This window comes from Streptomyces niveus, from assembly GCF_001723055.1.
In the GTDB taxonomy this organism is placed as follows: domain Bacteria; phylum Actinomycetota; class Actinomycetes; order Streptomycetales; family Streptomycetaceae; genus Streptomyces; species Streptomyces niveus.
Window position 1 is genome coordinate 1 of sequence record NZ_MDCR01000233.1, and the last position, 12,645, is coordinate 12,645.

The 12,645-nt window shown below is 69.7% G+C and carries 11 protein-coding genes and 1 tRNA gene; 9 read left to right on the plus strand and 3 right to left on the minus strand.

The genetic code is table 11. From position 1 onward, the window contains the following. Positions 1-387 precede the first annotated feature (387 nt). From BHU15_RS25260 to BHU15_RS25270, 3 genes are all read left to right on the plus strand, one after another. Positions 388-942 (plus strand): tRNA adenosine deaminase-associated protein, encoded by a 555-nt coding sequence (locus BHU15_RS25260; protein WP_069629301.1) that lies wholly within the window; start codon positions 388-390, stop codon positions 940-942. A 41-nt stretch (positions 943-983) separates the two neighbouring features. Then, entirely contained in the window at positions 984-1,427 is a 444-nt protein-coding gene (gene tadA, locus BHU15_RS25265) for a tRNA adenosine(34) deaminase TadA (protein ID WP_079128366.1), read from the plus strand. A 31-nt stretch (positions 1,428-1,458) separates the two neighbouring features. Beyond that, positions 1,459-1,549: transfer RNA gene (locus BHU15_RS25270), tRNA-Ser, on the plus strand. A 64-nt stretch (positions 1,550-1,613) separates the two neighbouring features. Here the strand turns inward: BHU15_RS25270 and BHU15_RS25275 are convergent. Next, the gene (locus BHU15_RS25275; RefSeq protein WP_069629302.1) at positions 1,614-2,492 is read right to left on the minus strand and encodes a TIGR03621 family F420-dependent LLM class oxidoreductase; all 879 of its coding nucleotides are present in this window, start codon (positions 2,490-2,492) and stop codon (positions 1,614-1,616) included. 165 nt (positions 2,493-2,657) lie between these two features. Further along, positions 2,658-4,847: a discoidin domain-containing protein gene (locus tag BHU15_RS25280; protein ID WP_079128365.1), complete on the minus strand. Its 2,190-nt coding sequence runs from the start codon at positions 4,845-4,847 to the stop codon at positions 2,658-2,660. Between the two features lie 620 nt (positions 4,848-5,467). On the opposite strand from BHU15_RS25280, the gene BHU15_RS25290 reads away from it, so the two are divergent. The 3 genes from BHU15_RS25290 to BHU15_RS25300 all read left to right on the plus strand — a co-directional run bounded on the left by BHU15_RS25290 (position 5,468) and on the right by BHU15_RS25300 (position 7,978). After that, positions 5,468-5,761, plus strand: coding sequence for a Dabb family protein (locus tag BHU15_RS25290; protein WP_023540417.1), 294 nt, complete (start codon positions 5,468-5,470; stop codon positions 5,759-5,761). Between the two features lie 223 nt (positions 5,762-5,984). Then, entirely contained in the window at positions 5,985-6,857 is an 873-nt protein-coding gene (locus tag BHU15_RS25295; protein ID WP_079128367.1) for an RNA polymerase sigma factor SigF, read from the plus strand. Between the two features lie 221 nt (positions 6,858-7,078). After that, positions 7,079-7,978: an RNA polymerase sigma factor SigF gene (locus BHU15_RS25300; RefSeq protein WP_069629305.1), complete on the plus strand. Its 900-nt coding sequence runs from the start codon at positions 7,079-7,081 to the stop codon at positions 7,976-7,978. 158 nt (positions 7,979-8,136) lie between these two features. Here the strand turns inward: BHU15_RS25300 and BHU15_RS25305 are convergent, their stop codons facing one another. Continuing rightward, positions 8,137-8,343: a hypothetical protein gene (locus BHU15_RS25305; RefSeq protein ID WP_031230762.1), complete on the minus strand. Its 207-nt coding sequence runs from the start codon at positions 8,341-8,343 to the stop codon at positions 8,137-8,139. 242 nt (positions 8,344-8,585) lie between these two features. Between BHU15_RS25305 and BHU15_RS25310 the strand changes: the two genes are divergently transcribed. The 3 genes from BHU15_RS25310 to BHU15_RS25320 all read left to right on the plus strand — a co-directional run. Next, positions 8,586-9,083 (plus strand): MarR family winged helix-turn-helix transcriptional regulator, encoded by a 498-nt coding sequence (locus BHU15_RS25310; RefSeq protein ID WP_069629306.1) that lies wholly within the window; start codon positions 8,586-8,588, stop codon positions 9,081-9,083. Between the two features lie 104 nt (positions 9,084-9,187). Further along, positions 9,188-11,575 (plus strand): MFS transporter, encoded by a 2,388-nt coding sequence (locus BHU15_RS25315; RefSeq protein ID WP_497210038.1) that lies wholly within the window; start codon positions 9,188-9,190, stop codon positions 11,573-11,575. A 412-nt stretch (positions 11,576-11,987) separates the two neighbouring features. Then, positions 11,988-12,645: YceI family protein (locus BHU15_RS25320; protein WP_069629308.1), on the plus strand; the 658-nt coding region annotated here is incomplete at its 3' end.

Below are 12,645 nucleotides of genomic sequence, written 5' to 3' on the forward strand. Positions count from 1 at the left end.
GCACGCCGCCGGCGGCGTGCGCAGTTCCTGCGGGAGTTGAACGAGGCCAAGGCCCTGCGCGAGCGGGTGAAACCTCGGCAGGCCCGCGCGGCCCGGATGCGCCTGCAGATGCGGATGCGGACCTTCCGCTGGTAGTCGCGCACACGTCACACGACGGCCCTCCGACCGTCGCGTGCCTGCCACTTGGGCGTCGGCCCCCGGCCACCCGGCGGCCCTCCCGCACCCCCGCCCGGCGGTGCGTCCACACCGGTCCAAAAAAATGCCTGCACGACGCAACGGCGGAAGACCTCTCGCAATCGCCGTGTTTCTGCCACGATTCCGAGTAGTGGGCGGGGCAGATCGCAGCGCACCGCCGAATCGTCACCTCTGACCAGTGGGAGAGTCACGGTGTACTTCGCCGCACTGCTCGCGCGCACCGAAGACGGGTGGGAAGCGAGCGACACAGAGCTCGACGACGTGGAGACCTTGTCGGATCTGACCGATCTGGCCCGCGAGGCCTCGGTGGACGAGGACACGGTGCTCCTCTTCATCGAGCAGGAGGACGCCTGGTTCGGCGTGCTCCGCGTGGAGGGCGAGGAGGATCCTCGCATCTACGTCTCCGACGCGGCCATGGCCGCACGCTCCTCGTACGGGGAGATCCTCACGGACGAATTGCTCGGCGGGGACGATGACGACCTCGCCGACGCCTTGGACACGCTGGACCTCGACGGCACCGAGGACGGCGAGACTGAAGAGCAGGAGGACACGGAGGACTCCGACGGGGTGTCCGGCCTCGCCGGCGCGGCCGGACCCGGAGCGGTCCCGGCGGGACCGGCGGGCGACCGCGCGATCCTCGCCGACCTGGGCCTCTCGGAGGCGGACCTGCTGGCGCTGGAGACCGACGCCATGGCCGAGATCGCGGACGCACTGGGCGCCTCCGAGGTGCTGGAGACCGCGCGCTAGTGACGGAGCACGACCCCTTGCGTGAGCCGTGGCGGGCGCCGATGCGCCTCGCTCTGGAACAGGCGGCCCGCGCGGCACCGGCCGGCGATGTGCCGGTCGGCGCCGTCGTGCTGTCCCCGGACGGCTCGCTCCTCTCCACCGGCCACAACGAACGCGAGCTGACCGGCGACCCCACCGCGCACGCGGAGGTCGTGGCGCTCCGCCGGGCGGCGACGAAGCTCGGCGCCTGGCGGCTGACCGGCTGCACGCTCGTGGTGACCCTGGAGCCGTGCACGATGTGCGCGGGCGCGCTCGTACAGTCGCGGGTGGCCCGCGTCGTGTACGGCGCGCTCGACGAGAAGGCGGGCGCGGCGGGCTCGCTCTGGGACGTCGTACGTGACCGCCGTCTCAACCACCGCCCGGAAGTGATCCACGGGGTGCTCGCCGACGAGTGCTCCGCGCTGCTCAAAGACTTCTTCCGGGACCGCCGGAATACCGATTTCTGAGCACGGGCCACCTTGGGCTAAGCTCTCTCTCGGTAGCGTGTCCGAGCGGCCGAAGGAGCTCGCCTCGAAAGCGAGTGTGGCGTAACCCGTCACCGTGGGTTCAAATCCCACCGCTACCGCCAGTACGACGAAGGGCCCGGTTCATCGAACCGGGCCCTTCGTGTTGCCGCGGGCACCGCACGGCGGTCAGCGAAGGCGGGCGATGACCTTCGCGAAGTCGGTCTGGTGCGTTTCGAGTACGGAGAAGTACGTCAGGCCGTACGTGTCCCGGTAGTGGTGCAGCGTCTCGGCGATCTCGTCGGGCGAGCCCGTCAGTACGTTCGGCAGCTGTCTGACCTGGTCCTCCGTCAGGTCCGGGGTGGCGCGGCGGACCGCCGTCAGGTCCGGGGCCGCGGAGGTCGCAGTCGGCAGGACCACCGCCGAGACGAACAGGTTCAGCTCCAGGTGGCCGAAGCGCGCGCCCGCCTCGGCGCGGACGTGGTCGACGCGCTCGGCGAGGGCTCGCCGGGGGTCCGACCCGGGTCGGACCCTGGGCGACAGGTCCGGGAAGCCGACGATGTCCGCCTCGCGGGCGGCCAGCCGCAGGACACGGTCGCCGAGGCCGGCCACCAGGAGCGGTGGGGCCGGGTGCTGGCGGACCGCGGGGACGTGCTCGGGGGTGGCGAACAGGCGGTGCAGTTCGGCGACCGTGTGGGCGAGGTGGTCGACCCGTTCGCCGGGAGGGGGGTAGGGCAGCTCCGCCGTACGGAACTCGGCCCCCGCGTAGCCCGTGCCGAGGCCGATCTCCAGCCGGCCGTCGGTGAGCTGGTCGGTGTCGGCGATGTCCCTGGCCAGCAGCGCGGGGCGGTAGAAGCCGGTGTTGAGGACGAAGGTGCCGAGCCTGAGGCTGGTGGTCGCGTCGGCGGCGGACACCAGGGCGGGGAACGGAGCCGGCATGCCGAGGTGGTCGGGGACCTGGAGCACGTCGTAGCCGAGATCCTCGGCCTGTCGGGCCCTGGCCTGCCAGGCCGGGCGCGATCCGGTGGTGAGCAGGCAGACGCTGAAACGGAAGGGGCGGGTGGGCATGGCTTCCGGCTTCCTGTCGAGGGGGACCGCCGTCCCCGGGAAGTTCCCTTTACGTGTTTTGCGCGGTTTCGAAGCTTCAGCCATGGTAGTCGCGACACGTGGCGGGGCCCGGCCTCCTTCCTGAGCTTCCTCAGGAGGATGCCGGGCCCCGCCCGCTCTGCTTCCCTACGGGAAGTTCACGATGTTCGACGGGATCGTCGACGTGCCCGACGTCGGCGCCCCGGTGCTGTTGATCACGTGGTTGTACTGGCCCATGCCGCCGAGCGAGACGACCAGGATGTTGTGGAACTTCACCCCTGGCTTCACCGGCGCCTGGAAGCCGTGTTCCTGACGGATGTTCGGGTCGGACGTGTAGTTGCAGTAGCTGCCCATCGCCCAGCCCTCATGGGTGACGACCGAGTCGTCCACCTTGTAGCCGGCGTAACCCTGGATGGAGCCGTTCTGGATGGCGGCCTGGTTCGGGGCGTCGTACGCCTTCTCGTTCTGGAAGAAGATCGTCCGGCCCCGCTCGCCGCTCCACCGCACGTCGTACTTGTTGAAGTGCTCCACGAAGAGCCCGGTCGCGAGGACGTCGTCGCCGTTGACCTGGAGGCCGTAGTCGGCGCGGTTGGTCTCCCAGCCGACTCCGTCGCCGTGGTCGGCCCGCCAGATCCAGGTGTGGTCGATGATCGCGTCGTCACTGTTGACGACCATGCTGGTGGTCGCCTTGCCGGGGCCCGCGCCGCCGATGCGGATGAAGACGTCCTGGACGGTCGTCGGGTTGGCGGAGTGGTCGGCGGACGCGTTCTGCGGGCCGACCTCCAGCAGCGTGGGTGAGTTGACCGGTCCGGCGTCGATGAGGAAGCCGGCCAGCTTCACCCCGTCCACGTCGGCGACCTTCATCGCCGTCACCCCGTTGTCCGGGATGATCGTGGCGTAGCCGAGGCCGAGGACCACGGTGTTCGCCCGGTTGACGTTGATGGACTGGTCGACGTGGTAGATGCCCGGGGTGAAGAGCAGGTGCAGGCCCTGGGCGAGCGCGGCGTTGATCGTGGCCGCCGAGGCGCCGGGCTTGACCACGTAGAACTGGTCGAGCGGCAGGGACTCGCCCTGCGGGGTGCCGTTCCAGGAGACGCCGCGCGCGTTGGTGCGCTTGGCCGGGACGAAGACCTTGTACGTGTTGCCGTCCAGATAGAGGAACGGCTTCTCGCGGGAGGTCGGGGTGTTGTTCAGGGTGGTGTACGGCGGGTTCGGGAAGGACTGCGCGGGCGCGCCCTCGACCCCGGAGAACGCCATGTTCCAGACGCCGTTGCCCCAGCCGCCGATGGCGCTGTCGCGGGTGTACCACTGCTGCTGGGAGTAGGGCGTGATCTGGCCGTCGACCTTGCTGTCGGCGATGTAGCCGCCGCTGGCCCAGCCGTAGCCGTTGGGCGCGAGGTTGAGCCCGCCCTTGACGTGCATACGGCGGAACGGGGCGGCCTGCGCGACGGCCCAGCGGTTGCTGCCGCTGACCGGGTTGAGCGCGAGGTTCTCCGCCGAGCGCCAGAAGTTCTGGGTCGCGTTGCCGTTGAACCAGCCTGCGTCGACCGTCACGTCACCGTTGATGTTCGTGTCGTCGGGCTTGAGGCCGAGACCGGAGATCGAGGTGTAGAAGCCGAGTTGGGCGTTGAGGTTGTTGTACGTGCCCGGCTTGAACAGGAGTTGGTAGCGGCCGGTGCCGAACTGGGCCTTCTCCTGCTGCGCGAAGATCTGGTCCAGCGTGCCCTGGATGTTCGGCGTCGAGGGGTCGAAGACCTTGACGTTGGGGCCGAGGTCGCCGCCGCCCTGGATCGGGCCGCCGGGCCCGCCGCTCTCGCCGTACACCTGGAACTCCCAGAGCGAGTAGCCGTACTGGGTGGCACGGGTGGTGCCGGTGAGCTTCAAGTAGCGGGCGGTGCCGGAGATGTTGAGCGTCTCGTTGCCGCCGGGGCCCGTGGTGGTGGAGTACGCGCTCGTCCAGCTGGTGCCGTTCGTGGACAGCTCGATCTTGTACGCCTTGGCGTACGCGGTCTCCCAGCGCAGTACGACCTGGCTGAGCGCGACGGACGAGCCGAGGTCGATCTGAATCCACTGCGGGTCGGCGGCGGCACTCGACCAGCGGGTGCCGTTGTCGCCGTCGACGGCGGCGCCGGCGGGGGTGCCGCCGTTCTCCGTGCTGGAGACCGTCACCGGCTTGCCCTGGGACAGCAGGGTCGGCGCGGCGCTCGCGGCGGTGGTGGAGGGGATGAGCATCAGCAGGGAGGCGACCAGGGTGGCGGCGATGGACGCGGCGATCCCGCGGCGGCGCACCGACGCGGGTCTCCGGAACACCGGAAGAACGGACAGCGGAGCGTGCATGGGCAGGTCTCCTGAAGTCTCGGACGACGAGGGGTAGTTCGGGACGTACGGCGGAGAGCGCTCTCTCGTTACGGCAGATGGTTCTCCCGTGTTTCGTACACGTCAAGAGTTGTGCACGCACCGGCCGCAGCCGGTTGCCTTCCGATCAACAACTAACCGACCCTGCGGGGCTTTTGCTCCCGTTCGCGACGTGTTCCACGGAGTGTGCGTTCAGGTCCTGACAGCGCGGGCCGGGCGAATGTCGCGTACGCCGTCCCGATCGGGCGGTGAGATGACACCGGGATCAGGCATGACCACGGGGTGGCCAGAAGCGGTCAGGCAAGTGATCGAAATCGGCCTCCGGGACGGCCCATTCGTACGGTTAGACTCACGCGATCGCACCGGGACGACAGGGGAGGCAGCGCTGATGGTGCAAACGAAGAAAATCGCTCTCTATCTGATCGTTGTCTTCGTGCTGTATACGATCATCACCTCACCCGAACGGTCCGCCGATCTTGTCCAGGTGGGGTTCGAAGGGATAGCGAGCGCGGCCGAGGGTGTCGGCGAGTTCATGTCGGAGCTCGTACGGTAGCGACGTACGTACGCCTCCTCTCCCGCACCGCCCTCCTTAGGAGAAGCCCGTGATCCGCCACCTGGTCCTCTTCAAGCTCAACGAGGGTGTCTCGCGCGACGAGCCCCGCGTCGTCGCCGGCGTGCGGGCCTTCGAGGAGCTGGGCGACAGGATCCCGGAGCTCCGGCAGTGGGAGTGCGCCTGGAACATCAGCGACCGGCCGATCGCCCAGGACTTCGCCATCAACGCGGCGGTCGACGACGCCGCGGCGCTGACCCGTTATCTGGAGCACCCCGACCATCAGGCGGGCGTCGGGCTGTGGCGCGAGTTCGCCACCTGGGTGATCGCCGACTACGAGTTCTGATCGGTTCCGACCGGTCCTTACCGGCGCCCGCGAGCGGGCGCGCCGCCCCTTGGTCCTCCTGGCCCCATGCCTCAACGGCGTGGGGCTTTTCGAGTTTGAACAGCGGTTTCCTCGTCAACACGGAGTTTTCTGGTGCTTGCACACAGTGGGCATGTCTTGTGATGCTATGACCGCTTTTGACGGATGAGTTGACCGTAGTTGACCGCAAAGGGGTGGCGTGACCGTGCCGGCCAGTACAACGCCTCAAATGCCGCCCCAGATCGAGCCCCGGGCCGAGGCGCCCCTCGTCGAGACCCCGAGCGAGAACGAGCCCCGGCCGTCGACGCCGGGGACCCGGGGCGCCGACACCAGGGCGCTGACGCAGCTGCTCTTCTCGCAGATCAAGGACCTGGAGCGGGGCAGCCCCGAGCACACCCGCGTACGCAGCGCGCTAATCGAGGCGAATCTGCCGCTGGTGCGCTACGCCGCCGCCCGCTTCCGCAGCCGTAACGAGCCGATGGAGGACGTCGTCCAGGTCGGCACGATCGGCCTCATCAACGCGATCGACCGGTTCGACCCCGACCGCGGCGTGCAGTTTCCGACCTTCGCGATGCCGACCGTCGTCGGCGAGATCAAGCGCTACTTCCGCGACAACGTGCGGACCGTCCACGTACCGCGCCGGCTGCACGAGCTGTGGGTCCAGGTCACCGGCGCCACCGAGGACCTGACGACCGCTCACGGCCGCTCCCCCACGACCGCCGAGATCGCGGCCCGGCTGAAGATCTCCGAGGAGGAGGTCCTCGCCTGCATCGAGGCGGGCCGCTCGTACCACGCGACGTCACTGGAGGCGGCCCAGGAGGGCGACGGGCTGCCAGGGCTGCTCGACCGGCTCGGCTACGAGGACCCCGCGCTGGCGGGCGTCGAGCACCGGGATCTGGTCCGGCATCTGCTCGTCCAGCTGCCCGAGCGCGAGCAGCGCATCCTGATGCTGCGCTACTACAACAACCTGACGCAGTCACAGATCAGCCAGGAGCTCGGCGTCTCCCAGATGCATGTGTCGAGGCTGCTGGCGCGAAGCTTCGCGCGTTTGCGATCCGCAAACAGGATCGAGGCGTAGCTCTTCCGGGTAGTAACCCCGCAGCGCCTCCACCGGCAGCAAATTCGCATACCCCCTTATTCCGGTGCAGATATGTCGACTTGGCGCTACAGCGTGTTGACGACATGTGACATTCTGCTGGAACCGCGTTTGCCGCAGTCCCACCGCCGGTATTCAGGTGGAGGCTGCGTTCCTACGACGGGAGCGGCCACCGCGACCGTCAGCGACCTCAAGGGGGTGGCATGTCCGTAGAACAGGGCAGCTCGAAGGTGCTCACGCTCAACAAGAGCGACCGGGCACCGCAGGCACCGGACGCACCGGATGCTCTCGACCGCGCGGCCGAGCCGGCCGTGGCCGAACCGCGCGTGTCCCAGCCGGAAGCCATCGACACCCGCACTCTGTCCCGCTCCCTGTTCCTGCGGCTCGCCGTGCTCGCCCAGGACAGCCCGGAGCGCACCTACGTACGTGACACCCTCATCGAGCTGAATCTGCCACTGGTGCGTTACGCGGCGGCCCGGTTCCGCAGCCGTAACGAGCCGATGGAGGACATCGTCCAGGTCGGCACGATCGGCCTCATCAAGGCGATCGACCGGTTCGACTGCGAACGGGGCGTGGAATTCCCCACGTTCGCGATGCCGACCGTCGTCGGCGAGATCAAGCGCTTCTTCCGCGACACGTCGTGGTCCGTGCGCGTGCCCCGCCGGCTCCAGGAGCTGCGCCTCGCGCTCACAAAGGCCAGCGACGAGCTGGCGCAGAAGCTCGACCGCTCGCCGACCGTTCCCGAACTCGCCCTGGTGCTGGGCGTGTCGGAGGAGGACGTGGTCGACGGCCTCGCCGTCGGGAACGCGTACACGGCCTCCTCGCTGGACTCCCCGTCACCCGAGGACGACGGCGGCGAGGGATCGCTGGCGGACCGTCTGGGGTACGAGGACACGGCCCTGGAGGGCGTGGAGTACCGGGAGTCACTGAAGCCGCTGCTGGCCAAACTCCCGCCCCGCGAACGGCAGATCATCATGCTGCGCTTCTTCGCGAACATGACGCAGTCCCAGATCGGCGAAGAGGTCGGCATCTCGCAGATGCATGTCTCACGCCTGCTGACCCGCACGCTGGCGCAGCTGCGGGAAGGGCTGATCGCGGACTGAGCGCGGGCGGACCGAGCGTGGACGTCGCCGCGAGGACGTACGGCCTGACCTCCGACGAGGTCGTACGTCAGACGTCATCGGAGTGCTGTCGAAGCGGTGGCGCCCCGCACGGAGCGGAGCGCCACCGCCAGGAGATCGTGAGTGAGTACGACCCGCGGTCAGCCGAGCGCGAGCCAGGCGACCGCGCCCAGGATCACGACCACGGCCACGACGCCGATGATCAGTCCGGTCTTCGATCCGCTCTGCTGTGGCGCCTGTCGACTCGTCGGCTCACCCTCGTCGACGAAGGCGCGGAACATCTGGGTGCTGCCCGCGGGGTCGGGATTTCCCTCGGGGCCCTGCGGGGCATGGGGGTTGTGTGCCATGTGCCAGGACCCTAGCGAACGCCGCTCCGCAGCCCAACCCCCGGGGCCACTCCAAGCCCAACTCCGGCCTCTCGCCCCACTCCCGCCCCTCCTGTTCGCCATTGACCTCGCACATGCGAAGCCTTTTGGGTTCCTTTACTCCTGATGCCCTCTTTTAGTTTGCCTTCAGCAACCAACCGCTTCTATGGTTGCCCTAAGCAACAACATAGGTGCGACATGCACGAGGGGTCCTCGGAGGAGTCATGGCCGCCAAGAGTCAGTACGCGGAACTGGCCCGCCAGCTCAGTGCCATCGGCGCCGTGAAACGGGGACTCGCCCGCGTCCTGCCGCCCGACTGTCCGGGCGGTTCCGCCGCCGTCATGACCCTGCTGGAGCGGCACGGCGAGATGCGGATGAGCCGTCTCGCCGATCTCCTCGCCGTGAACATGTCCGTGACCAGCAGACATGTGGCGCACGCGGTGGAGCGCGGCTGGATCGAGCGCGTGCCCGACCTCGACGACCGGCGGTCCCGCATCCTGCGGCTCACACCGGCGGGCCGCGAACTGCTCGACGAACTCGCGCGACGGACGACCGAGACATTCGCCCGCGTGCTGTCCGACTGGACCGACGACGAGGTCGGACAGCTCAACACCATGCTGGCCCGCCTGCGTGAGAACTTCGGCGACTGCCGGCCCGGCCGTTACGACGACAGCCCCGGTTCGTACGCCCGTACACCCCCGACTTCCGCACAAGAGACGTAGGACAAAGGAATTCAATGGCTACGACCACCACACCAACGGGTGTACGGGGCGGCCACGCCAAGCACGGCGGCGGCTCACCCGCCCCCGCCGCTCCCGGCACGCCGATGACCCACCGTCAGATCATGGAGGCGCTCTCCGGGCTGCTGCTCGGCATGTTCGTGGCGATCCTCTCCTCGACGGTCGTCACCAACGCCCTGCCCGAGATCATCTCCGACCTCGGCGGCGGCCAGAGCGCGTACACCTGGGTGGTGACCGCCTCGCTCCTGGCGATGACGGCCACCACTCCCCTGTGGGGCAAGCTCGCCGACCTGTTCAGCAAGAAGCTGCTGGTCCAGATAGCACTGACCCTCTACGTGGTCGCCTCGGCGGCGGCCGGACTGTCCCAGAGCGCGGGCACGCTGATCGTCTTCCGCGTCGTCCAGGGCATCGGCGTCGGCGGTCTCACCGCCCTCGCGCAGATCATCATGGCCGCGATGATCGCCCCGCGTGAGCGCGGGCGCTACAGCGGCTACCTCGGCGCGACCTTCGCCGTCGCCACCGTCGGCGGCCCGCTCATCGGCGGTGTCATCACCGACACGTCCTGGCTCGGCTGGCGCTGGTGCTTCTACGTCGGCGTCCCGTTCGCCGTCATCGCGCTGATCGTGCTCCAGAAGACCCTCAACCTCCCGGTGGTCAGGCGCAAGGTCAAGATCGACTGGACCGGCGCGTTCCTGATCAGCGCGGCCGTCTCGCTGCTGCTGCTCTGGGTCACCTTCGCCGGTGACAAGTACGACTGGGTCTCCTGGCAGACGTACACGATGCTCGCCGGCACGGTCGTGCTCGGCGCGCTCTTCCTGCTCACCGAGTCGCGGGCGAGCGAGCCGATCATCCCGCTGCGGCTCTTCCGCAACCGGACGATCACCCTCGCCTCGCTGGCCTCGCTGTTCGTCGGTATCGCGATGTTCGCGGGCACGGTCTTCTTCAGCCAGTACTTCCAGCTCGCGCGCGACAAGTCGCCGACGATGTCCGGGGTGATGACCATCCCGATGATCGGCGGTCTCTTCCTCTCCTCGACGGTCTCGGGCCTGATCATCACCAAGACCGGACGCTGGAAGGCGTGGCTGGTCACCGGCGGTGTGCTGGTGACGGCCGGTCTGGGGCTGCTGGGCACGATCCGGTACGACACCGAGTACTGGCACATCGCCGCCTTCATGGCGATCATGGGCCTCGGCATCGGCATGATGATGCAGAACCTCGTCCTCTGCACCCAGAACCAGGTCTCCCCTCAAGACCTGGGCGCGGCGAGTTCCGTCGTCACCTTCTTCCGCTCCCTCGGCGGCGCGATCGGCGTCTCGGCGCTGGGCGCGGTGCTCGGCAACCGGGTCGCCGGTTACGTCAAGGACGGTCTCGCCGACCTCGGCCCGGAGGCCGCGGCGGCCGGTCACGCCGGGACGGGCGGCGGGGGCATCCCGGATCTGGACACGCTGCCGGGTCCGATGCGGACCGTCGTGGAGGCGGCGTACGGGCACGGTGTCGCCGACGTCTTCCTCTTCTCGGCGCCGGCCGCGCTGCTGGCCTTCCTCGTGACGCTGTTCATCAAGGAGGTCGCGTTGAAGACGCGGGCGGCGAGCGACGCGGTGGAGAGCCTGGAGAGCACACAGGCGGAACCGGCCGCGGTGACCGCGGTCGGTGGTGTCGCCGTCGAGGCCGCCACGACGGTGCTCGCGACGGGCCCGTCGGGTACGCCCGGCATCCCCGTCCACGGCGTCGTACGCGGCGGCGAGGGCGGCGCGGTGCCACGCGCGGCCGTCACCCTCATCTCCCCGGCCGGGCGCCAGCTGGGCCGCGCGGTCGCCGGTGACGACGGCGGCTACACGCTCGACGCGCCGGAGTCCGGCTCGTACGTCCTGATCGCCTCGGCCGACGGCTTCCAGCCACAGGCCGCGACGGTGGCCGTGGGCGAGGAGCCGCTGGCGTACGACATCCTGCTCGCCGGTACGAGCGGCCTCACCGGCTCCGTACGCGGGGCGGAGGGCGATGTGCCCGTCGAGGGCGCGATGGTCGTCGTGGCCGACGCACGCGGCGATGTGCTGGCGACCGGCAAGTCGGGTCCGGGCGGCGAGTTCGCCTTCGCGGAGCTGCTGCCCGGCTCGGTGACCGTCGCCGTGAACGCCACCGGCTTCCGGCCGCTGGCCCTGCCGGTGGAGATCGGCGCCCAGGGCGTGACCCGCGTCGAGGCCGTGCTGCGGTCCGGCGCGCTCGTCCGGGGCACGATCCGGGCCGGTGCCGACCGGCGTCCGCTGCCGGACGCGCGCGTCACCCTGATCGACGCGGCCGGGAACGTGGTCGCCACGGCGACGACCGGGGACGACGGGGTGTACGGCTTCGCGGACCTGGACGCGGGCGAGTACACGGTCATGGCGACCGGCTACCCGCCGGTGGCCGGTGCCCTGACGGTGGCCGGGTCCGGCGTCGACGGCCACGACATCCAGCTCACGCACGCGGGCGACTAGGTCCTGTCTTCGAACTGGCGTCGTCCGCCCGAAGGGCGGGGCTCACGGCGGCTGGTGCGTGCGATCCCAAGGCGGAGGATCGACCTCGTACCGGACGTACTCGGACGCCTTCGAGAACGCTGCCAACGCGGCGAGGGCGCGTGCCAGGCGCCATGAGCCAGACGCCAGTTCGAAGACAGGGCCTGGGCCGCGCGCGAGCAAAAGCCCCCGGACGGGGCGCGTCCCCCAGCGGAGGCGCGCCCGGTCCGGTGGAAAGGGCCCCGGTGACGGTGGCGGCAGCCTGGGGACGGCAGGCCGTCACCGCGCCGGGGCTCACCTCTTGGCCCGTCGGCCAGTTGGACCCGATGAACCGCACGAGCCCCGCCGAGCCGCACGGGCCGCACGGGAACCGCGAACGAGGAGAGAGACGCCGATGGGACTTCGCGCACAGGTACGGACTCCGGACGGCTGGGCCGTCCAGAACGCCGCCGTGACCCTGACCGACCGGACCGGCGCGCAGGTGGTGCGCGCCGACGCGGACGCCGACGGTGAGGTGGCCGCCGACGTGCCGCTGGCGCCGGGTCCGTACACCGTGATCGTGACGGCCGTCGGCTACGCGCCCGCCGCCGCGACGGCGTTCGTGACCGCCACCGGGGTCGCCGACGCCGGGACGGTGGTCCTGACCCGGCAGGGCGGCGTCGAGCTGCCGCCGCCGGGGGTGTGGAACATCGACCCCGCGCACTCGTCGGTGGCCACCGTCGCCCAGCACCTCGGATTCTCCAGCGTGCGGGGGCACTTCGGCGAGTTCGGCGGGCGGATCGAGATCTCGGCGGTGCCGGAGCGCTCCCGGGTGGACGCGGTCATCGACGCGGCGAGCGTCGACACCGGCAACGACATGCGGGACAAGCACCTGCGGTCGCCGGACTTCCTGGACGTGGCGCGGTTCCCGGAGATCACGTACCACAGCACGGGCGTCAGCCAGTCGGGCCCGGACCGCTGGTCGGTACGGGGCGAGCTGGCGATGCACGGAGTCGTACGGAAGGTGGCGCTGGACCTGTCGTACCTCGGGACCGGGCCCGACCCGTGGGGCG

Coding starts and splice junctions, on each gene's coding strand:
- tadA (WP_079128366.1), top strand. CDS start 984: ATGCGCCTCGCTCTGGAACAGGCGGCCCGCGCGGCACCGGCCGGCGAT.
- BHU15_RS25315 (WP_497210038.1), top strand. CDS start 9,188: ATGACCCACCGTCAGATCATGGAGGCGCTCTCCGGGCTGCTGCTCGGC.
- BHU15_RS25305 (WP_031230762.1), bottom strand. CDS start 8,343: ATGGCACACAACCCCCATGCCCCGCAGGGCCCCGAGGGAAATCCCGAC.
- BHU15_RS25300 (WP_069629305.1), top strand. CDS start 7,079: ATGTCCGTAGAACAGGGCAGCTCGAAGGTGCTCACGCTCAACAAGAGC.
- BHU15_RS25310 (WP_069629306.1), top strand. CDS start 8,586: ATGGCCGCCAAGAGTCAGTACGCGGAACTGGCCCGCCAGCTCAGTGCC.
- BHU15_RS25275 (WP_069629302.1), bottom strand. CDS start 2,492: ATGCCCACCCGCCCCTTCCGTTTCAGCGTCTGCCTGCTCACCACCGGA.
- BHU15_RS25280 (WP_079128365.1), bottom strand. CDS start 4,847: ATGCACGCTCCGCTGTCCGTTCTTCCGGTGTTCCGGAGACCCGCGTCG.